The 19,377-nt window shown below is 63.1% G+C and carries 16 protein-coding genes and 1 tRNA gene; 9 read left to right on the top strand and 8 right to left on the bottom strand.

All coding sequences use genetic code 11. From position 1 onward, the window contains the following. The first annotated feature begins 147 nt into the window (after window positions 1-147). Together ACM6UT_RS03695 and ACM6UT_RS03690 are read left to right on the top strand one after the other, a co-directional pair. Complete coding sequence (locus tag ACM6UT_RS03695) at window positions 148-1,662, top strand: methyl-accepting chemotaxis protein (protein WP_416796026.1); 1,515 nt, start codon at window positions 148-150, stop codon at window positions 1,660-1,662. An 85-nt stretch (window positions 1,663-1,747) separates the two neighbouring features. Beyond that, window positions 1,748-2,827, top strand: coding sequence for a bifunctional transcriptional activator/DNA repair enzyme AdaA (locus ACM6UT_RS03690; protein ID WP_416796025.1), 1,080 nt, complete (start codon window positions 1,748-1,750; stop codon window positions 2,825-2,827). Window positions 2,828-2,839: 12 nt separating this feature from the next. Here the strand turns inward: ACM6UT_RS03690 and ACM6UT_RS03685 are convergent, their stop codons facing one another. The 3 genes from ACM6UT_RS03685 to gcvA all read right to left on the bottom strand — a co-directional run bounded on the left by ACM6UT_RS03685 (window position 2,840) and on the right by gcvA (window position 4,874). Further along, window positions 2,840-3,274: a DUF3830 family protein gene (locus tag ACM6UT_RS03685; protein ID WP_416796024.1), complete on the bottom strand. Its 435-nt coding sequence runs from the start codon at window positions 3,272-3,274 to the stop codon at window positions 2,840-2,842. Then, window positions 3,274-3,750, bottom strand: a complete 477-nt coding sequence (smpB, locus tag ACM6UT_RS03680; RefSeq protein ID WP_112686763.1) for an SsrA-binding protein SmpB — start codon at window positions 3,748-3,750, stop codon at window positions 3,274-3,276. Before smpB ends, ACM6UT_RS03685 begins: the two co-directional genes overlap by 1 nt. 326 nt (window positions 3,751-4,076) lie before the next feature. Continuing rightward, window positions 4,077-4,874 carry a transcriptional regulator GcvA gene (gene gcvA / locus ACM6UT_RS03675; RefSeq protein WP_416796023.1) on the bottom strand — a complete coding sequence of 266 codons (798 nt, stop codon included), beginning with the start codon at window positions 4,872-4,874 and terminating at the stop codon, window positions 4,077-4,079. 120 nt (window positions 4,875-4,994) lie between these two features. On the opposite strand from gcvA, the gene ACM6UT_RS03670 reads away from it, so the two are divergent. Continuing rightward, on the top strand, window positions 4,995-5,930 hold the full coding sequence (locus ACM6UT_RS03670) for a DMT family transporter (protein WP_416796022.1): 936 nt from the start codon (window positions 4,995-4,997) through the stop codon (window positions 5,928-5,930). 150 nt (window positions 5,931-6,080) lie between these two features. Here the strand turns inward: ACM6UT_RS03670 and dapA are convergent, their stop codons facing one another. Then, window positions 6,081-6,965 (bottom strand): 4-hydroxy-tetrahydrodipicolinate synthase, encoded by an 885-nt coding sequence (gene dapA, locus ACM6UT_RS03665; protein ID WP_416796021.1) that lies wholly within the window; start codon window positions 6,963-6,965, stop codon window positions 6,081-6,083. A 221-nt stretch (window positions 6,966-7,186) separates the two neighbouring features. On the opposite strand from dapA, the gene ACM6UT_RS03660 reads away from it, so the two are divergent. Beyond that, window positions 7,187-9,253, top strand: a complete 2,067-nt coding sequence (locus ACM6UT_RS03660) for a lytic transglycosylase domain-containing protein (RefSeq protein WP_416796020.1) — start codon at window positions 7,187-7,189, stop codon at window positions 9,251-9,253. A gap of 87 nt (window positions 9,254-9,340) precedes the next feature. Then, window positions 9,341-10,228 carry an alpha/beta fold hydrolase gene (locus ACM6UT_RS03655; RefSeq protein WP_416796019.1) on the top strand — a complete coding sequence of 296 codons (888 nt, stop codon included), beginning with the start codon at window positions 9,341-9,343 and terminating at the stop codon, window positions 10,226-10,228. A gap of 105 nt (window positions 10,229-10,333) precedes the next feature. Here the strand turns inward: ACM6UT_RS03655 and ACM6UT_RS03650 are convergent, their stop codons facing one another. Both ACM6UT_RS03650 and ACM6UT_RS03645 read right to left on the bottom strand, forming a co-directional pair. Further along, window positions 10,334-11,323: a porin gene (locus tag ACM6UT_RS03650; protein ID WP_416796018.1), complete on the bottom strand. Its 990-nt coding sequence runs from the start codon at window positions 11,321-11,323 to the stop codon at window positions 10,334-10,336. A gap of 264 nt (window positions 11,324-11,587) precedes the next feature. Beyond that, a tRNA-Ser gene (locus ACM6UT_RS03645) sits at window positions 11,588-11,678 on the bottom strand. A gap of 588 nt (window positions 11,679-12,266) precedes the next feature. On the opposite strand from ACM6UT_RS03645, the gene ACM6UT_RS03640 reads away from it, so the two are divergent. Together ACM6UT_RS03640 and ACM6UT_RS03635 are read left to right on the top strand one after the other, a co-directional pair. Next, window positions 12,267-13,298, top strand: coding sequence for a porin (locus ACM6UT_RS03640; RefSeq protein WP_416796017.1), 1,032 nt, complete (start codon window positions 12,267-12,269; stop codon window positions 13,296-13,298). A 273-nt stretch (window positions 13,299-13,571) separates the two neighbouring features. Beyond that, window positions 13,572-14,504, top strand: a complete 933-nt coding sequence (locus tag ACM6UT_RS03635; RefSeq protein ID WP_416796016.1) for a tyrosine-type recombinase/integrase — start codon at window positions 13,572-13,574, stop codon at window positions 14,502-14,504. Between the two features lie 137 nt (window positions 14,505-14,641). On the opposite strand, the gene ACM6UT_RS03630 is transcribed toward ACM6UT_RS03635, so the two are convergent. Then, window positions 14,642-15,448: an aldolase/citrate lyase family protein gene (locus ACM6UT_RS03630; protein ID WP_416796015.1), complete on the bottom strand. Its 807-nt coding sequence runs from the start codon at window positions 15,446-15,448 to the stop codon at window positions 14,642-14,644. 9 nt (window positions 15,449-15,457) lie between these two features. Continuing rightward, window positions 15,458-16,675 (bottom strand): NAD(P)/FAD-dependent oxidoreductase, encoded by a 1,218-nt coding sequence (locus tag ACM6UT_RS03625; RefSeq protein WP_416796014.1) that lies wholly within the window; start codon window positions 16,673-16,675, stop codon window positions 15,458-15,460. 200 nt (window positions 16,676-16,875) lie between these two features. Between ACM6UT_RS03625 and ACM6UT_RS03620 the strand changes: the two genes are divergently transcribed. Together ACM6UT_RS03620 and ACM6UT_RS03615 are read left to right on the top strand one after the other, a co-directional pair. Then, window positions 16,876-17,910 (top strand): calcium-binding protein, encoded by a 1,035-nt coding sequence (locus ACM6UT_RS03620; RefSeq protein WP_416796013.1) that lies wholly within the window; start codon window positions 16,876-16,878, stop codon window positions 17,908-17,910. Between the two features lie 224 nt (window positions 17,911-18,134). Further along, window positions 18,135-19,358, top strand: coding sequence for an acyl-CoA dehydrogenase (locus ACM6UT_RS03615; protein ID WP_416796012.1), 1,224 nt, complete (start codon window positions 18,135-18,137; stop codon window positions 19,356-19,358). Window positions 19,359-19,377: the final 19 nt, after the last annotated feature.

Below are 19,377 nucleotides of genomic sequence, written 5' to 3'. Positions count from 1 at the left end.
GGCATGGAGCCGCGGCACCGATGCTTAGCTCTCACTATATTTATTTGTTTCTTAAGTATTTGAGCGGAGGATCATGTACGGAAGAATGGCTTCCGCTATTCGCCTCGCGGCTCCCCACCGCACGGCATGACAGACAGCAGTGCAGCAATGACCAGTTCCTACCGGACCCGTTCCGACCTCACAGATCGCCTCTCGTTTCTAAAATTTGATAAAGCGCAAATTGAAACGCTGATTGCCCTTCAACCCGTAATCAACACCTCCGTCGGTCCGGCACTCGACGCCTTTTACGCGGCAGCGAAGGCCAACCCCGAAACAGCTCGCCTTTTTTCGAGCGACGCCCACATTTCGCACGCCAAGGACAGGCAGCGCAGTCACTGGTCGCTAATCACCTCCGGCCGGTTCGACGACCAGTATGTGAATGCGGTGACCGCCATCGGCCGCACCCATGCCCGGCTCGGACTCGAACCGCGATGGTATATCGGCGGCTACGCGCTGGTACTCGAAGGCCTGCTCGACGCCGTCGTGAAGAGTGAACTGAAGGGCATGCTTCAGGCAAAGAAGGCAAAGCGCATTTCCGACGGTATCAGCGCGGTCCTGAAGGCCGCCATGCTCGACATGGACTATTCGATCTCCGTCTACCTTGAGGCACTCGCCGAAGAGCGCGAGACGGCAGAGCGGGAGCGCGAAAGACTGGAAGCCGAGCAGGAGGATGCGCTGGCCGCGATCGACCGGGCACTCGACGCTCTGAGAACGGGCGACCTTTCCGTCCGCATCGAAGAGCCGCTTTCGCCGCGCTTCGTGCGCCTGCGCGAGAACTACAACCAGGCGCTTGAAGCCTTGGGGACCGCGTTTGCAGCGATCGTCGACGAGACGCGCCGCGTATCGGGAAGCACACGCGAGCTTACAGCCGCGACCGACAACATGGCGCAACGTACCGAGCAGCAGGCGGCTGCGCTCGAAGAAACGGCCGCCGCGCTCGATGAAATCACGGCCGTCTCGCGACAGGCCACCCAGCGCACCCAGGAGGCGATGACCGCCGTCCACGCCTCGGCGCAGGAAGCCGTGCGTTCCGGAGAGATCGTCGAAGAAGCGATCAACGCGATGGGCGAGATAGAGCAATCGTCGCGCAGGATCACCCAGATCATCAGCGTCATCGACGAGATTTCGTTCCAGACCAATCTGCTGGCGCTCAATGCCGGCGTGGAAGCGGCCCGCGCGGGGGAAAGCGGGCGCGGCTTTGCCGTCGTCGCGCAGGAAGTCCGCGAGCTCGCACAACGCTCCGCCTCGGCAGCAGGCGAAATCAAGAGCCTGATCGACCGTGCGTCGCAGGACGTCGCTCGCGGTGTCTCGCTCGTCAATCGCACCGGCGAGGCCCTGCGCACGATCGGCGGGCAGGTGCACGCGATCAACGAGCACATCACGGCGATCGCCACCTCGTCGCAGGAGCAGTCCTCCGGCATCGGCGAGATCAACAAGGCGATCAACAGCATGGATCAGATGACCCAGCAGAACGCCGCGATGGTCGAGGAAACCAATGCCGCGACGCACGAGCTCAACCAGATCGCCGGGCAGCTGAATGCCCAGCTGTCGCGCTTCAATGTCTCGCGTTCGCAGGTCCACACGCCGGCACCGAGCCAGTATCGCCCGTCCTACGCCGCTTGACGTCACGAACCACGAACCGCCGGAAAAGAGAATCCATGCTCTTTTTCCGGCGGCATTCGTTCTCCGTCCGGGGTAAAACAGATGCATGCTGTTCAACCGCCCCACAGACGACACCCTTTACGATGCGCTCCTGAAGCGCGACGCGGCCTATGAAGGCTTCGCCTATGTCTGCGTCACCACGACGCGGATCTTCTGCCGGCTGACCTGCCCGGCCCGCAAGCCCAAGCGCGAGAACTGCGTCTTTGAAGAGAGCATCGCCGCCTGCCTCGAAGCGGGCTACCGCCCCTGCCTGCGTTGCCGGCCGATGCTGCGCTACAAGGACAACGACCCGACCGTCACTTCGCTTCTCGAAGCGCTGGAGCGCGAGCCGGAGCGGCGCTGGCGGGAGAGCGACCTTCTCGGGATGGGGCTCGATCTTTCCACCGTGAGGCGCGCCTTCAAGCGGCAGTTCGGCATGAGTTTCCTCGAAATCGCGCGCCTGCGCCGCGTCGGACTCGCCGCGGAAACGCTGGCCGAAGGCGCACCGGTCATCGAGGCGCAGCTCGACGCCGGCTTCGAATCCGGCAGCGGCTTTCGCGCCGCGATCAACCAGCTCATCGGCAGCGCGCCGCGTCACCTGCGCGGCAAGGGCCTTCTCAAGGCCGCCTGGATCGAAACGCCGATCGGCCCGATGATGGCGATCGCCGACGAGCACGCGCTGCATCTCCTCGAATTCGCCGACCGCCCTGCCCTGCCGACCGAAATCCGGCGCATCCGGGAAAGGACCGGTTGCGGCATCGTGCTCGGGCGCGCGGCACCGATCGAGATCGTGGAGCAGGAGCTGAACCGGTATTTCGACGGCGACGGTGCTGATTTCCAGGTGCGGATCGCCGGTCACGGCACGCCGTTCGAACGCGAGGTCTGGGACGCGCTTCGCCAGATCCCGCCCGGCACGTCGCAAAGCTACGGCGTGCTCGCCGCCGCGATGGGCAGACCCGGTTCCGTCCGCGCGGTCGGGCGCGCCAACGGCGCCAACCAGATCGCGATCGTCATCCCCTGCCACCGGGTGATCGGCGCCGACGGCGGGTTGACCGGCTACGGCGGCGGACTGTGGCGGAAACGCTGGCTTCTCGAACACGAGCGGCGCATGGCCGCCGGTCAGCGGACGGCCGAAGCCGCCGAGTAGCGACGACGCAGGTTACGCCGAAAGTGCCTCGAACGTGATGGCTTGAGCGCCCTGCCAGAGCACCATGCGGCCCATGGCTTCCAGATGCTCGCGGCCCTCGACCACCGTCAGGAAGTGGTTTCCCGCGAGCACGCCCATCTTGCTCGCGAAATGCGAGCTGCCATAGGCGAAGAGCAGCTCCGTCTCGCTGAACCCGCCCGGATAGAGCAGGATGTCGCCACGCGAGGGGTGGCTCGTATGGTTTTCAAAGCCGGCGCCGAACGCGAAATCGCCGAGCGGCACCCAGACCGCCTCGCCGCTCCAGCGCGAATGGATCGTCTGGTTGCGGAACGGCAGGAAGCTCTTGAAGATACGGCAGGTTTCCGGCGCCTTTTCGGTCTCGAAACGGGCGACGAAGGTGAAGGGACCGACAGTCACCTTCAAGAGTTCGGCAGGTGCTGCGCTCATCAGCCGGCCTTCAGGAGGCGGCTCTTCTGGCGGTTCCAGTCGCGCTCCTTCTCCGTCTCGCGCTTGTCGTGCAGCTTCTTGCCCTTGGCGAGCGCGAGTTCGAGCTTGGCGCGGCCCTTTTCGTTGAAATAGACCTTGAGCGGGACCAGCGTCATGCCCTCTCGGTTGACGGCGGCGCGCAGGCGGTTGATCTCGCGCTTCGACAGCAAGAGCTTGCGACGGCGGCGCGGCTCGTGGTTGAAGCGGTTCGCCTGCAGGTATTCCGGCAGATAGGCATTGATCAGCCAGATCTCGTCGCCCTCGTCGGAGGCATAGGATTCGGCGATGTTGGCCTTGCCTTCGCGCAACGACTTGACCTCGGTGCCGGTCAGGACCAGCCCCGCTTCATAGGTGTCGATGATCTCGTAATTGAAGCGGGCCTTGCGGTTCTCCGCGACAATCTTGTTGACCGTGCGCTGGCTGCCTTTGGGGGCCATAATCTCATCTTCCAATCTGCCCGGACCGTTCTTCTCTTAACCGGCGACGGGCACCCGCCGGCTCTTGTCGCATGGATGTAGTACAGAGCGGCGGGGAAATAAAGGCGGGGGCGTACACACTGATCCCGACGCTGCCATGGAACGTCCTCCGTCAGGAAAGCCACCCCCGAAACTCACGATTGGCGTCATGGCGTCGGCTTCGCGTCACGAGCGGACCTGTGCGGCGTCTTTTAGGACTTTTCCCGCACCTCATCTGTGATCCAGCGACGGAACGCCCGAACCTTCGGATGATCCTGACTTCCCGCCCGGTAAACGAGGTCATAGCCTCACTCGACGTCCAGCCTCGCCTTCGGGAACGGCGCCAAGAGACGGCCTTGGGCAAGGTCTTCGGCGACCAGCACACTTCGTCCCAACGCCACGCCTTCACCTCGGATGGCAGCTTCGATGGACATGCTGCCATGGCTGTAACCCGCGCCACGTGTTTTCGAAAAGGGTAGCCCCACCAGCGCGAACCACCGCTCCCACGTCGCAGTCATGCCGATCTCATGGATGAGCTGACATTTCTCCAGATCGGCTGGGTCGGAAAGGCCGCCGACCCGCTCCAGGTATTGCGGAGCGCATACTGGCGAAACCGTCTCGTTCATGATGCGCTCGGCTGTCGCCGCCGGATAGGAGCCCCCTCCGTAACGAAGCGCAACATCGACCTGGCTTTTTGTGAAGTCCACCCACGTGTCTGTAACTTCGAGATGCACGTCGAGGTCCGGATACTGCGCCATCAACCTGTGGAGACGGGGTGTCAGCCACTTGCTGGCGAACGAGATGCCGGAGCTGATGACGAGGCGCGTCGTATCATTGCGGCTTCGGATCGCCTCTGCCTCGCGGCCAAGCTCGGACAGAAGCCTCGTCACTGTACCGAAGAAGGACGCTCCGGCTTCGGTCAACTCGATCTTTCTTGTCAGCCGACGGAAGAGAGGGACGCCCAGATGGCCCTCCAGCATCTTGATCTGTCGGCTGACGGCGCCGTGCGTCAGATGCAGTTCCTCTGCCGCTCCGGTCATGGAGAGCCGTCGTGCGCTCGCCTCGAAGGCGCGGAGGGTCTGCAGCGGGGGAAGTTGATCGGGCATGGTTCTTATGTGTGATATTTCCTCACGCATTCTGTGAGGAACAATCGTTTGTCATCAGGAGGAAACCTACCATATGGATGACATTAATGCACGCTTATCCCAACGATTGAACGGCCTTTTATGAACCAGAACGTCGCCACTGCCGTCAAAGCGTCAGCCTCGACACGAAACGTTGCGGCGATGCTCCTGCTTGCCGTCATGTGGGGTCTCTCGATCCCGATAACGAAGCTTGGCCTGGAGACTGTCCCGCCGCTGATGTTCACCGCGATGCGTTTCCTGGTCGCGGTTCCCTTGCTGCTTATCCTGGCCGCGGGCCAACTTCGGGTGCCGCTCCGGGCGGTGCCAAGCATCATCACGCTCGGGGTGATGGGCATCACTTTGGGCAATGTCGCCCAGTCGTTCGGCGTGCAGGGAACATCGGCATCCGTCGGCACGATCGTGTCGGCGACGATCCCCATCTTTGTCGTAATCTTTGCCGCACTGCGCCTTGGTCAGTCGGTGGCAGGAAGGCATTGGGTCGGCCTTTTCCTGGCTTTCGGGGGCATCGCGCTGGTGGCGGTCGGAAGCGGATCGGGCGTCGACGACCTGTCGAAGACGACGGTGACGGGGGTCGCCTGGATGCTGGTCTCGGCGGTGGCAATCGCCTTCTATTACATTTGGAGCGCGGAACTGACGGAGAAATACGGCACGTTGCCGGTTGCCGCCTGGAACGCACTGGCGGGTCTGATCGCGATCTTGCCGCTGGCGGGTGTCGAGATGGCAAACACGCCATATCAGGTGACTGTTCAGGCGCTTTGGACAGCAGTCTACCTCGGCACAATGGTGACGGTCGCCGGCCTTCTACTCTGGCTCTATATCCTTCGCGCCGTTCCGGCCCGCGTTGCCGCGAGTGTCCAATATCTTCAGCCCGTATTCGGGATCACCGCCGCGTCGCTCATGTTCGGTGATCGACTCGGTGCCTTGTTCATTGCAGGCGTGATCGTGATCCTGGTGGGCCTGGCTCTCGCAGTCTCCAACAAACGACCCGTTCCGGAACAGGTGGTCACGCACGAGTAGTCTCATATCCCCCCGCTCCGTTACTCCCGGAGCGGCTTTGCCTGCCCCTCGGGGCGGGCCTTTTTTATGTGGCCGCGCCGACCGGATAGGCAAAATCGCCAGCAGGCCGGGCACTCACACCCGGCCTTCAGACTTTCCGGTTTCGGATACTCAGCCCAGCAGACCCGCGTGCTTCAGCGCAGCGTCGATGGCCGCTTCGGTGGCGGGTTCGAGCGTCGGCAGGAGCGGCAGGCGCACCGTGCGGCTCATCCGGCCGAGCTTGGAGAGCGCGTATTTGACGCCGCAGAGGCCGGGCTCGATGAAGATCGCCTTGTGGAGCGGCATCAGCCGGTCCTGGTATTCGAGCGCCTTCTTGTAGTCGCCGGCGAGCGTCGCCGCCTGGAATTCGGCGCAGAGCCGCGGGGCGGCGTTCGCCGTCACCGAGATGCAACCGACGCCGCCATGGGCGTTGAAGCCGAGCGCAGTCGCATCCTCGCCGGAGAGCTGGATGAAGTCCGTGCCACAGGTGATCCGCTGCTCGGAGACGCGCTCGATCTTGCCGGTCGCGTCCTTCACGCCGACGATGTTCTTGTGCGCCTTCGCGAGCTTGCCCATGGTTTCCGGGCTCATGTCGATCACCGAGCGGCCGGGGATGTTGTAGATGAAGATCGGCAGCTTCACCGCATCGGCGACCGCCGCGAAATGGGCGAAGAGGCCCTTCTGGGTCGGCTTGTTGTAATAGGGCGTGACGACGAGAAGCGCGTCTGCGCCGACGGCCTCGGCGTGCTGCGCGAGCTCGATCGCCTCGTTCGTGTTGTTGGAGCCGGCGCCGGCGATCACCGGGACCCGCTTCTTCGCCGCCTCGACGCACAGTTCCACGACCCGTTTGTGCTCCGCATGGGAAAGGGTCGGCGATTCACCCGTCGTGCCGACCGGCACGAGGCCGCTCGAGCCTTCGGCGATCTGCCATTCCACATGCGCTGCAAAGGCTGCCTCATCGACCGCACCGGTTTCGGTGAACGGCGTCACGAGAGCAGGAATGGATCCCTGGAACATGCATAAAACTCCTCACGGCCGGCATTCATGCTTCGGCCGCATTCCTCGGTTACGAACGCGCGCAGCTTATTGCGGCCTCCTGGCCGCGGCAAGCGCACCGGGCGCGGTTTTATGACAGTTTCAGGCGGCGTAAAAGCGGGAAAATCTGGCGCAGCGGTAAGGTTTCGTTAATATGCTCAGCAGCTAATGGAGATATTCCACATCTGCCATCGGGTACGGGGATGAAAAGAGCGCTTCTGCTGACCTCCGCCTTCGGTTTCGGGCTGGCGGCGACTGCCGCCATGGCCGGCCCGCCGGACGGCGGCACCGTACCCTTGCCTCTGTCGAAGCCCGCCACGCGCCCCGTGGAGGCTGCCCTGATGCCAACCTTCGAGATCACCGGCGCAATTCCGCGGATGGGGCGCCTGCCGGTCGCCGATCCGCTGCTGAAGGAAGGGCTCGACGCGCTCTCCAACAAGGACGGTGCCGAGGCGCTCGCCATCCGCGACCGGATGACGGCCTCGCTCGACCGGCACATGCTCACCTGGTCGATCGCCATGTCCGGCCTGCCGGGCATTCCCTCGTCCGCCATCGCCGCCGCGCAACGCGAGCTCGACGGCTGGCCGAGACTTTCCGCCTTCCGGGCCAATTCCGAACGCGCGCTCTATCGGGAAAATCCGCCGGCCGACGCCGTGCTATCCGCCTTCGGCGCGACAAAACCGGAAACGCCGGAGGGCGCGGTGATCCTGGCGCGGGCAGAGCTTGCCACCGGCAACCAGGCTGCGGCCGCCCGCACGCTTCGCGCCGTCTGGCGCGGGGAGGCGCTCGACAAGGCGATGGAAGACAGGATCCTCAAGGAATTTTCGGGGCTTCTCACCACCGCGGACCACAAAGCGCGGATGGACTACCTTCTCTATCGCGGGCGGGTGACGCAGGCCAAACGCTTCTCCACCCTCGGCGAGGCGCAGTCGCTCTACAATGCCTGGACCGCCGTGCTCAACCGCTCGTCGAAGGCTCCGCAACTCTTCAAGGCAGTCGATCCGCGCTGGGCGAAGGATCCGGCCCTGCTCTTCGCGCGGATCGAACATCTCCGCCGCCAGGACAAATATGAGGAAGCCGCGAGCCTGCTGGCGAAGGCACCGCGCGATGCCGCCGCACTCGTCAACACCACCGAATGGTGGAACGAACAGCGCATCGTCGCCCGCGGTCTCGCCGACCAGGGCGACTTCAGGGCAGCCTACCGCGTCACATCGCGCCATACCGCGAGCGAATCGAGCGACATCGTCGATGCCGAGTTCCATGCCGGCTGGTATGCACTGCGCGGGCTCGGCGACGCCGAGACCGCCGCGGGCCATTTCCGCAAGATCCTCACCGTGTCGCAGAAACCGCTTTCGGTTTCGCGCGCCTGGTACTGGCTCGGGCGCGCCGCCGAGGCGAGTGGCAAGGCGGAGGCGAAGGACTTCTTCCTGAAGGCCGCGCGCTATCCGAGCACCTTCTACGGCCAGCTTGCCGCGGCGCGGCTCAAATCGCCGGGGCTCGCCATCCCCTATCCCGCGCCGACGCCCGAGGAGCGGCAGACCTTCGCCAATCGCGAGGCGGTGCAGGCGATCGCGCGCTTCGAAGCGGCAGGCCACGGCTGGCGGGCGGAAAGCCTCTACCGGGCGCTCGCACAACAGCTCGACAGCCCCGGCGAATTGGCTCTTCTCGCCGCCAAGGCCGAGAAGGGCGTCGGCCACCAGCTCTCCTTGCAGATCGGCAAGACCGCCTATTCCCGCGGCATCGACGTGCCGGCGCTCGCCTTCCCGATCGGCGTCATTCCGAGTTCCGCCAATATCGCCGGTTCCGGCAAGGCGCTGGCCTACGCGATCGCGCGGCAGGAAAGCGCCTTCAATCCGGCCGCCGTATCGCCAGCGGACGCCCGCGGGCTCCTGCAACTAATGCCGGGGACCGCGAAGGGCGTCGCCGGACGCTACGGTCTTGCCTATTCGCCGGAAAAGCTCACCTCCGACGCCGGCTACAATGCGACGCTCGGCGCACACTATCTCGGCGAGCAGATCGACAGGTTCGGCGGCTCCTACGTGCTCACCTTCGTCGCCTACAATGCCGGGCCGAAGCGGGTGCCGGAATGGATCGCCCGCTACGGCGACCCACGCGGCAAGCCGATCGACGAGGTCGTCGACTGGATCGAGCGCATCCCCTTCCCCGAGACACGCAACTACGTGCAGCGGGTGATGGAGAACTACCAGATCTACAAGACCCGCCTCGGACAGACGGCTGACATCGTCCACGACCTGCGCTACGGGCGCTAGTATCGCCTGTCGACAACCCTTTGCTTTCGTGTGACTTTTAGACATGGCGGCATCTTGCCGCCGTGCAGGGAAGGCCGGGAGGATGGCATGGTAGCAGACGGAACCGAGGATTTCGCAGTGTTCGAGGTAACGGTTCCCGACGGCCTGACGCTGCGCGGCCGCATCTTCGGAGAGGCGGTCGGCGGAACGCCGGTCGTCTGCCTCGCCGGGCTCACCCGCAACGGCCGCGACTTCGCGCCGCTCGCCCGCTGGCTGGCGAACCATCCCGAGCGTCCCCTCAAGGTAGTGACAATCGATTCGCGCGGCCGCGGTGCATCCGGTCGCGATCCCGACCCGAGCCGCTACACCGTTCCGGTCGAAGCCGGTGATGTGATCGCTGTCTGCGAGACGCTCGGCATCGCCCGCGCCGCCTTCATCGGCACCTCGCGCGGTGGCCTCATCCTCCACATCCTCGCCGCACTCAAACCCGATCTACTCGCGGCCGTCATCCTGAACGATATCGGCCCAGTCATCGAGGCGGAGGGGTTGCGGCACATACAATCCTATCTCGGCCGGACCGTCCGGCTTTCGGGCTTCGCGCAGGCGGCGGAGCATCTGCGGGCCGTGCACGGTTCGCATTTCCCGGCACTCGGCGACGACGACTGGCAGGAGATGGCACGCGCCATCTACCACGATCGGGACGGGGTGATCGAGGCGGACTGCGACCCGGCGATTGCCGCGGCGATGGTCGCTGCGGATGTAAGTGCTCCGCTGCCGGACCTCTGGCCGCAGTTCGAAGCCTTCGCCGCCCTGCCGCTGATGGTGGTCCGCGGCGAGCGCTCGACGCTTCTGTCCGAGGAGACGGTTAGGCAGATGGCGCGGCGGCACCCGGCCCTCAGGTGGTCGACAGCGCACGGTCAAGGACACCCCCCGCTCCTGCATTTCGACGGGCTGCCGCAGGAGATCCACGACTTTCTCGCGGGAAGCGTCGGCTGAGCGGCATTGCCGTCGCAACTCACGAGCGAAGCCTCATCTCCGCCTTTACAAACGAAAAAGCCCGGCACGAATGCCGGGCTTTCCCTATAAGATCGGGTGATCTTATTAGAACGAACGCTGCAGGCGGAAGAAACCACCCCATGCGCCTTCGTCGCCAGCGGCGTCGGAGTCGCCATACTGAACCGAAACCTTGGCAGCGAGACCTTCGGCGATTGCGTAGTCGAGGGTTACGCCAGCCTTCCAAGCGTCGACGTCAACAAAGTCAACGTTCCACCAGTACTGGGCACCGGGGGTCAGGGTCAGCTTGTCGGTGAGCTTTGCAGCGTACGAAGCAGCAACGGTCCATTCAGACGCGCTGTAGTACTGGTTGACGCCGGTCGAGTAGATGGCGGCGACGCCGAGCGTGCCCGGGCCGACTTCAGCTTCTACGATACCACGGACTGCGCCTTCTTCGCGAGCGAAGTCATAGGCGCCGAGCAGGTAGGCGGTAACCGGACCGAAGGTGGCCGAAACCTGACCTTCGATACCGACGCCGTCGGTTTCGCCAGCAGCCGAAGCGTGCAGTTCGTCAACGAAAACGCCGACCTTGAAGGCGTCAGCAGCATATTCGTAACCGATCGAGTTGATCAGGTTCGAGCCGAGTTCGTCGGTTTCGCCAGCGAGACCGGAATCCCAGTAGTTGTAGAAGTAACCAACCTTGAAGCCGCCGACGGAGATCGAAGCTTCGTCGAGCTGGAAGGCGCTGTTGGTGCCGTCTTCTTCACCCCAAGCGTAGAAAACGATCGTCGAGCTGATCGTGCCGACTTCCGAGTCGTTCTTGGCGTCGAACTGAACGAGACCGCGGGTGCGGGCATCCCAGTCGCTGTCGTCGGTGTTGTTGTCATAGCCCCAGTTCAGCTGAGCGCGAACCGAACCGCTGATCTTGAGGCAGGTTTCGGTGCCGGGGATGTAGAAGTAGCCGGTGCCGAAAGCGTCGCAAACGCGAACGTATTCCATCGGCTCGGGCTCGGCAGCAACGATAGCGTCGGCAGCCTGAGCGCCGGAAACTACTGCGAGAGCAGCAGCGGAGCCGAGAAGAAGGCTCTTGATGTTCATATTGACCTCCAGTCAATTTTAAGGGGAGGTCATGATTGATGGAGCGTGATTATGTTTTAAATCAATAGGTTATGGAGATCGACACCTTCCCCTTGTGTAGAAGAGGCATCGTTCGGCGCAGTTTTCGATGACGTCAGAAGCCTGGAATGCGCAGCTTCATGGTCGCTCGAGACAGTGCTCGGCGAGCGTTGCGGTCAAAGGAAAGCGGTGAAGATGAAATGTGCCGTGTGGGGCATCGGGTCGATGGTGTCGACGCAGACATAGTGGCGGAGAGGAAGGGATTCGAACCCTCGATACGCTTTTGACGTATACTCCCTTAGCAGGGGAGCGCCTTCGACCACTCGGCCACCTCTCCGGTGCGGCCTGATTATTTGCATAAGGGTCCGATTGCAAGGCCTTTTCGCCGGATTTCACATTTTCCCCATCGTCCGGTGCCGCCGAGCTGCCCGGGCAGCGAATCGTCCGCCCGAGGGGCACGGCGATTCGGTGCCGATGGTCCGGGACGGCGGATTCGAGCCCCCGGACCAGGTCGTCCGCGTGTCAACTTGGGACACCCGACCACCTACCCCGCGCGTCGCCCGGCCGGAAAACCCCCTGTCCCCAGGCAAGAGAGAAGCAGAATCGGAGAGATCCCCAAGCGGGTCCGCCCGTTGCAAAGCTTCGTTAAGTGCCGCATAAGAAAGGACTTTCTTAACAAAGAGTAAAGAAGATGGCCGGTCCGCTGGCCGGTTTGTGTCCTTTCGGCAACAGCCCGGTGGGAAGGGGCACGCGATCTCTTCCTTTCGGCTGTTTGGTGATTGCATGACCGGTCGCGTTTTGTATTTTCAATCTCGGAAGCGAGGCGGTGGATCGTCCGTCTTCTGAAACCGACGGGGATGGGGCAGGGAATGCTGTCCTTCAGCCAAAGAACCCAGACCCATACGAAACTTGACTGGAGGTCAATATGAACATCAAGAGCCTTCTTCTCGGCTCCGCTGCTGCTCTCGCAGTAGTTTCCGGCGCTCAGGCTGCCGACGCTATCGTTGCTGCCGAGCCCGAGCCGATGGAATACGTTCGCGTTTGCGACGCTTTCGGCACCGGCTACTTCTACATCCCCGGCACCGAAACCTGCCTCAAGATCGGTGGCTACGTCCGCGCTCAGCTGGATTGGATTGATGATCCGAACGTTCCGGCCGGCGTTGACGAGTTCGAGATGGACGCCCGTACCCGCGCCTATCTCTCGGTCGAAGCCAAGAACGATTCCGAAATCGGCACCATCGGCTCCTTCATCGCCCTGCGTACCTGGGCTGAAGAAGACTACAACGGTGGCGCCTTCGAAATCGACGAAGCCTACATCACGGCTGGCGGCTTCAAGGTCGGCTACATGTACAACTACTGGGATGCCGGTCTCGAAGGCGAAACCGACGATCTCGGCTCGAACCGCATCAACGCGATCGGCTACGAGTATGCTTCCGACGCCTTCAAGGTCGGCTTCTTCGTAGACGAACTGTCCGACAGCTACACGGGCTTCCCGATCGACTACAGCGGCACGGACGGCGTCGGTATCGAAGCCCAGGTTTCGGCCACCTTCGGTCCGGTCACCGGCTACCTGCTCGGCGGCTACGACTTCGCAGCTGAAAACGGTGCGATCCGCGGTATCCTCGAAGCTGAAGTCGGCCCGGGCACGCTCGGCCTCGCTGCCATCTGGTCGTCCGGCGCGAATGCCTACTACGACATCTCGGAATGGACCGTTGCCGCTTCGTACTCGGCCAAGCTCACCGACAAGCTGAGCCTGACCCCCGGCTTCCAGTACTGGTGGAACACTGGCCTGATCACTGCAGACGAGTTCTCGAACGACGACGCATGGCGCGCCGGCGTGACCCTCGACTACGCGATCGCGGAAGGCCTGAGCACCAAGGTTTCGGTTCAGTACACCGATGCCGACGGCGTAGACGGCGTCTGGGACGGCTTCTTCCGCCTGGAACGCTCCTTCTGATCGTCAGGCGATCACGTGAAATTGAGGTCCGGCTTTCGAGCCGGACCTTTCCCGATCGTGGGAGGCGTCGGGGCTGAAGATCTTTCCTTTGTTCACAACGATTTTGATATCCGAAAGAAAGAGGGAGGTTTGCAAGAGTCCACAGTCTGCACTGGCATGGAATGACTAACCCGCGCATTTGCATGGTTGTTGAAGATAGATTTTAGGCATAGCTTTATGAGCCCGCCCTTGTGCGGGACGTAGGTTTTTTGCGTTTTTTTGAGGGATTTGAGCGTGAGCAAGGCGGAGACGAAGGCACTCGATTTCGATCAGCAGGTCGAACTACCGTCCTATCTTGTTCATTACCAGTATCGCCTCAACACTCCGATGGAGGTGAAGGAGACCTCGCTACGGGCCATGTTCGGCAAGTACGGCGATCTCCTCTGGCTCAACGGCAGCCATAAATACAATGTCACCAATTTCATTAATGAGCTTCACGATCTTCTGGATACTCCGAGCTTTTCCTCCTTCTCCCAGGAAATGCTCGACCAACTGATTGGTAAGTTGCGCAAGCGCGGTAACAGCAATGCCACCATCAACCGCAAGATGGCGGCCTTAAGCAAACTACTGCGAAAGGCGTACAAGATGGGCGACATACACAGTCTGCCGGAGTTCAAACGGCAGAAAGAAAAGGCCGGACGCATCCGTTTCCTCGACGGAGAGGAAGAAGTTGCGCTGTTCAGCGAGATCCGGGCGCATTCCGAACTCTACTATCGATTCTGCCTCTTCCTCGTCGATACCGGTGCGCGCCTGAGCGAGGGCCTCGACCTGCGCTGGGGCGACATCACCGAAAGCCGCGTCACCTTCTGGGTCACCAAGTCTGGACGCAGCCGCTCGGTCCCCCTCACCCATCGCGCGGCGAAGGCGATCGCTGCTTCCGACAAGCGCAAGCCGGGGCCGTTCAGCGACATCGACCAGCAGCGCTTCCGCATCGCCTGGCACCAGGCGAAGGACGCGATCGGCCTCGGAGACGACAAGGATGTCGTTCCGCACATCCTGCGCCATACCTGCGCCTCGCGCCTCGTGCAGGGCGGCATCGACATCCGCCGCGTCCAGATGTGGCTCGGCCACCAGACCCTGCAGATGACCATGCGCTATGCGCACCTCGCCTCGCATGATCTCGACATGTGCGTTCCGATCCTGGAGCGCGCGGCTTCCGCCAAGTAATCGCCGCGCCCTCTTCCGCAGCGTCGTCCTCCGCCCGTCCGGGCATCGCCCTTCCCAAATTCGCAGATATCTCGAAAGAAGCGCCGCGGTGGTGCCTCGGACGTCGCCTCCCCTGCGGCGTGACCCATGCTGCCGCGTCAATACCCAGCGCGGGTGGCCACGTCGGGGCCCGACTCACCGTCGCGATAGCGCGACCGCAGACTTCGCAGTGCGTCGGAGAATTCTGTGACGTCCGCGCCGACCGCGATGAAGCTCGCGCCGAGTGCGAGATAGCGACGGTTGAGCTCCTCGTTGAAGGTCAGGATGCCGGCGGCCTTGCCGGCCTTCACGATCGTGGCGATCGCGTTTTCGATCACCGACTGGACCTCCGGCGCTTCCATCCGGCCAAGGAAACCCATGTCGGCAGCGAGATCGGCCGGGCCGATGAAGACGCCGTCGACCCCGTCGACTGCGGCGATGTTCTCAAGATCGGCGATCGCCGCCCTGCTTTCCGCCTGCACGAGAAGGCAGATGCCGTCTGAAGCCGTGTCGACATAATCGGGAATGGTGCTGAAGGCCGAGGCGCGAGCGACGGCAGCACCGACACCGCGCACGCCATGCGGCGGGTAACGGACCGCCCGCACCAGCTCACGCGCCTGTTCGGCCGAACCGACCATCGGGATCAGCAGCGTCCGCGCACCGATATCGAGCAATTGCTTGATCACCCATGTCTCGCCAACCGGCGCGCGCACCACCGGCTCGGCGGTCGACGACGAGAGCGCCTGAAGCTGGGCGAGAATGCTGCGCAGGTCGTTCGGCCCGTGCTCCCCGTCAATCACCAGCCAGTCGAAACCGGCGTGACCGGCGATCTCGGCGGCGAGCGCATCGGCCATGTCGAGCCAGAGGCCGATCTGCGGCCGACCTTCTCGGATCGCTTTCTTGAACAGGTTTTCGCGGGCAGCCATCGGTTCACCTCAGGAAAGCAGCGTCTTGAGATCGAAGGCGGGGTCGGCGACCGCCGCCTTGTCGGCGTTGCGGCCGAGTTCCAGCAGCTTCTTGCCGGTCACGTAGGCCTTGGCGTCGTTGATAGCATCCACCGCGACCAACTGTCTTTTTTTATAATACCAGACCGAGAGGCTCTCCTCGCGGGCACCGGGCCGCACCACGGTTTCGTCATAGCCGAGATTGAAGCCGGCGATCTGCAGCTTGACGTCATACTGGTCGGACCAGAACCACGGCTTCGGATCATAGGGATCGTCGCCGCCGGCGATGACCGCGGCAGCCGCCTCCGCCTGATCGACTGCGTTCTGCACCGATTCGAGCCGAACCTGCGCGCCCTTCCAGGTGAAGACCGTGCAGTCGCCGGCCGCGTAGATCGACGGATCGGAGGTACGGGCAAACGCATCGACGACGATGCCGCCGGCCGCGTCGAGACCGGCGTCGACCGCCAGCCGGTCGTTCGGCGTCACGCCGATGCCGACGATCACGAAGTCGACGTCGAGCGCCGAACCGTCGGAAAGCTCGGCGCCCTTGACCCTGCCCGCCTCGCCGATCAGGCGCACGAGCCCTGTCTTCTCGCGGATGTCGACGCCGTTCTTCCGGTGGATGGCGCGCATGGCGTCCGCCGTTTCCTTCGCGGCGACGCGCTGCAGGATGCGGTCGGCCATTTCGATCAGCGTGACCTCGACGCCGAGCTTGCGGGCGACCGCCGCCGCTTCGAGGCCGATATAGCCGCCGCCGACGATGAGAAGCCGACGCCCTTCCTTCATCTCTCCGGCCATCAGGTCCGCATCCTTGCGGTCGCGAACGGTATAGACGCCGTCGAGATCGCCGCCGATCGCAGCCGGCAGTCGCCGTGGCGTCGCGCCGGTCGCCAGCACCAGCGTTTCGTAAGCAATCGTGCTTCCGTCGAAGAGACGGACGACCTTCTCGTCGCGGGCGATCTCCTCGACCGGGGTCGAAAGCCGGATCTCGACCGCATTCTCTGCGAACCAGCTTTCGGGACGGAACAGCAGCCTGTCGAAGGTCATTTCGCCGAGCAGGTATTTCTTGGAAAGCGGCGGGCGCTGGTAGGGAAGGCAATCCTCGGCGCCGAGAATGGTGATCGGCCGCATATCCTTCAGGCTCCGGAGCTTGGCTGCGACGGCAAATCCTGCCTGACCTGCCCCGACGATGACCAGTCTGCCCGTCACGTTGCTCTCCTGCAAAATCCGAAATATGGCGTGGAAAATCGCCAGCGCACCGGCGGAAGAAATGGCTTAAAGGGGTACCGCCAAAGCCGCCGGCCCGTCAAGCAAACAGCGCTCCTGCCACGACAATTCCGCCGTTCAGCCTGCATTCAGCCATGCGAGGCGACTATCCCTGCCAAGCCCGCATCCAGGAGGACATCCCGATGGCAACCAATATCTACGGCACGAGCTACAACGACGTCATCTACCAGGACGGCTACCCTTACGTGAACATCTACGCCTATGGCGGCAACGACCGGATCTATCTCAATCTGGGCGGCTACTATGGCGGCTTCAACTACGTGAACGCCGGTAGCGGCAACGACCGGGTCGAAAACACCTTCGAAGGCGGCAACCGCATCTATCTCGGCCTCGGCGACGACGTCTATCTCGGAACCGGCTTCTCGACCGCGACGGATTACGTCGACCAGGTGAACGCCGGCGACGGCAACGACGCGATCCAGGTCTACACCTACCAGAGCATCTATAACGGCGAGGCCGGGAATGACCGCTTCTATTCGGTCGGCTGGGAGAACACCTTCCACGGCGGCACCGGCACGGACCTGATCAGCTACAAGATCCAGGACGGCGATGCCGACCTCAGGGGCTACGGCATCAAGATCGACCTCGGCAACGGCTATGCCACCGCGACCGGCTATGAGGAAGAAACGCTGATCAGCATCGAGAACGCCGTCGGTACGGGCTACGCCGACACGATCCTCGGATCGAACGTCGCGAACACGCTCTGGGGCGACAACGGCAACGACCTTCTGAACGGCTATGGCGGCAACGACATCCTGATGGGCGGCAACGGCAACGACCGCATCTACGGCGGCTCGGGCAACGACAGGCTCTACGGCGATGCCGGTCGCGACGTCATGACCGGCGGCACCGGCGCCGACATCTTTCATTTCACCAAGCTCACCGACAGCCGCGTTGGTACCTATCGCGACGTCATCACCGACTTCTATCACAGCGAAAGCGACAAGATCGACCTTCGCTCGATCGACGCCGACAGCGGCCTTTCCGGCAACCAGGCCTTCGACTTCATCGGCACGGCGGCCTTCAGCCACACCGAGGGCGAGTTGCGGTTCTCGGGCGGCGTTCTTTCCGGCGACGTGAACGGCGACGGCGTCGCCGACTTCCAGGTGGCGGTCTCCGGCCTCTCGAAAATGTATACGAGCGACTTTTATCTCTGATCCACCAGGGATGAAGCGAAGGCCCGGCACCTTGGAAGAGGTGTCGGGCCTTTTTCGTTTCGCGGTCAAGGGATTGGTCAAGATCATTCCTAAATGGAATGATATCATGCGCCCGGAAATTTCAAACGATTTTGGCTAATCGCCGCAAATTTCAGGCTTTTCCTTCCATGAAAGGTGATGTAGCAATAGACCAAAATCCATCGAATTCATGCAGGGAGGGCGACATGACAGACCACCATCCAGCGACACCGGAACAGGCGCGTGCCAAGATGGCCGCCTTCGTCTGGGACGACCCCTTCCTCCTCGAGGAGCAGTTGACCGACGAAGAGCGCATGATCCGCGACACCGCTCGCGCCTACTGCCAGGACAAACTCGCGAGCCGCGTGACCGAGGCGAACCGTCACGAGATCTTCCATCGCGAGATCATGACCGAAATGGGTGAACTCGGTCTCCTCGGCCCGACCATCCCTGAGGAATTCGGTGGCGTCGGCGCCAACTACGTCTCTTACGGCCTCGTCGCCCGCGAGGTCGAGCGCGTCGATTCGGGCTATCGCTCCGCAATGTCGGTGCAGTCGTCGCTCGTCATGCACCCGATCTTCGCCTACGGCACCGACGAACAGCGCGCCAAATACCTGCCGAAGCTTGCAAGCGGCGAGTGGGTCGGCTGCTTCGGCCTCACCGAGCCCGACCACGGCTCCGATCCGGGCTCGATGATCACCCGCGCGAAGAAGGTCGACGGCGGCTATCTCGTTTCCGGCGCCAAGAACTGGATCACCAATTCGCCGATCGCCGACGTCGCTGTCGTCTGGGCGAAGTCCGACGCGCATGACGGCAAGATCAAGGGCTTCATCCTCGAACGCGGGATGAAGGGTTTTGAAACCCCGAAGATCGAAGGCAAGTTCTCGCTGCGCGCCTCCGTCACCGGCATGATCCAGATGGACGAAGTCTTCGTTCCGGAGGAAAACCTGCTGCCGCACGTCGCCGGTCTCGCCGGCCCGTTCGGCTGCCTCAACCGCGCCCGCTACGGCATCGCCTGGGGTGCATTGGGTGCCGCCGAATTCTGCTGGCATGCCGCACGGCAGTACACGCTCGATCGCAAGCAGTTCGGCAAGCCGCTCGCCGCCACCCAGCTCGTCCAGAAGAAGCTCGCCGACATGGAAACCGAGATCGCCCTCGGGCTTCAGGGCGTGCTGCGCCTCGGACGGCTCTTCGACGAGCATCGCGCACCGGCCGAACTCATCTCGATGATGAAGCGCAACAACTGCGGCAAGGCGCTCGACATCGCCCGCGTCGCCCGTGACATGCACGGCGGCAACGGCGTTTCCGACGAATACGGCGTCATCCGCCACGTCATGAACCTCGAGGCCGTCAACACCTACGAGGGCACGCACGACATCCATGCGCTGATCCTCGGACGCGCCCAGACCGGCCTGCAGGCGTTCCAGTAAGCCTCGGCGACAGTCCCGA

Origin of the sequence: Ciceribacter azotifigens, from assembly GCF_048159625.1 — a bacterium.
GTDB classification, from domain to species: domain Bacteria; phylum Pseudomonadota; class Alphaproteobacteria; order Rhizobiales; family Rhizobiaceae; genus Allorhizobium; species Allorhizobium azotifigens.
The sequence above is the reverse complement of the archived record's forward strand: the minus strand, read 5'-3'. Positions and strand labels throughout refer to the sequence as shown.

What these genes read in the sequence shown, in the direction of transcription:
- ACM6UT_RS03695 (WP_416796026.1), top strand. Translation starts at nt 148, where the DNA reads ATGACCAGTTCCTACCGGACCCGTTCCGACCTCACAGATCGCCTCTCG.
- ACM6UT_RS03650 (WP_416796018.1), bottom strand. Translation starts at nt 11,323, where the DNA reads ATGAACATCAAGAGCCTTCTTCTCGGCTCCGCTGCTGCTCTCGCAGTA.
- ACM6UT_RS03620 (WP_416796013.1), top strand. Translation starts at nt 16,876, where the DNA reads ATGGCAACCAATATCTACGGCACGAGCTACAACGACGTCATCTACCAG.
- ACM6UT_RS03670 (WP_416796022.1), top strand. Translation starts at nt 4,995, where the DNA reads ATGAACCAGAACGTCGCCACTGCCGTCAAAGCGTCAGCCTCGACACGA.
- smpB (WP_112686763.1), bottom strand. Translation starts at nt 3,750, where the DNA reads ATGGCCCCCAAAGGCAGCCAGCGCACGGTCAACAAGATTGTCGCGGAG.
- ACM6UT_RS03655 (WP_416796019.1), top strand. Translation starts at nt 9,341, where the DNA reads ATGGTAGCAGACGGAACCGAGGATTTCGCAGTGTTCGAGGTAACGGTT.
- ACM6UT_RS03685 (WP_416796024.1), bottom strand. Translation starts at nt 3,274, where the DNA reads ATGAGCGCAGCACCTGCCGAACTCTTGAAGGTGACTGTCGGTCCCTTC.
- ACM6UT_RS03660 (WP_416796020.1), top strand. Translation starts at nt 7,187, where the DNA reads ATGAAAAGAGCGCTTCTGCTGACCTCCGCCTTCGGTTTCGGGCTGGCG.
- ACM6UT_RS03615 (WP_416796012.1), top strand. Translation starts at nt 18,135, where the DNA reads ATGACAGACCACCATCCAGCGACACCGGAACAGGCGCGTGCCAAGATG.
- ACM6UT_RS03630 (WP_416796015.1), bottom strand. Translation starts at nt 15,448, where the DNA reads ATGGCTGCCCGCGAAAACCTGTTCAAGAAAGCGATCCGAGAAGGTCGG.
- ACM6UT_RS03690 (WP_416796025.1), top strand. Translation starts at nt 1,748, where the DNA reads ATGCTGTTCAACCGCCCCACAGACGACACCCTTTACGATGCGCTCCTG.
- ACM6UT_RS03640 (WP_416796017.1), top strand. Translation starts at nt 12,267, where the DNA reads ATGAACATCAAGAGCCTTCTTCTCGGCTCCGCTGCTGCTCTCGCAGTA.
- dapA (WP_416796021.1), bottom strand. Translation starts at nt 6,965, where the DNA reads ATGTTCCAGGGATCCATTCCTGCTCTCGTGACGCCGTTCACCGAAACC.
- gcvA (WP_416796023.1), bottom strand. Translation starts at nt 4,874, where the DNA reads ATGCCCGATCAACTTCCCCCGCTGCAGACCCTCCGCGCCTTCGAGGCG.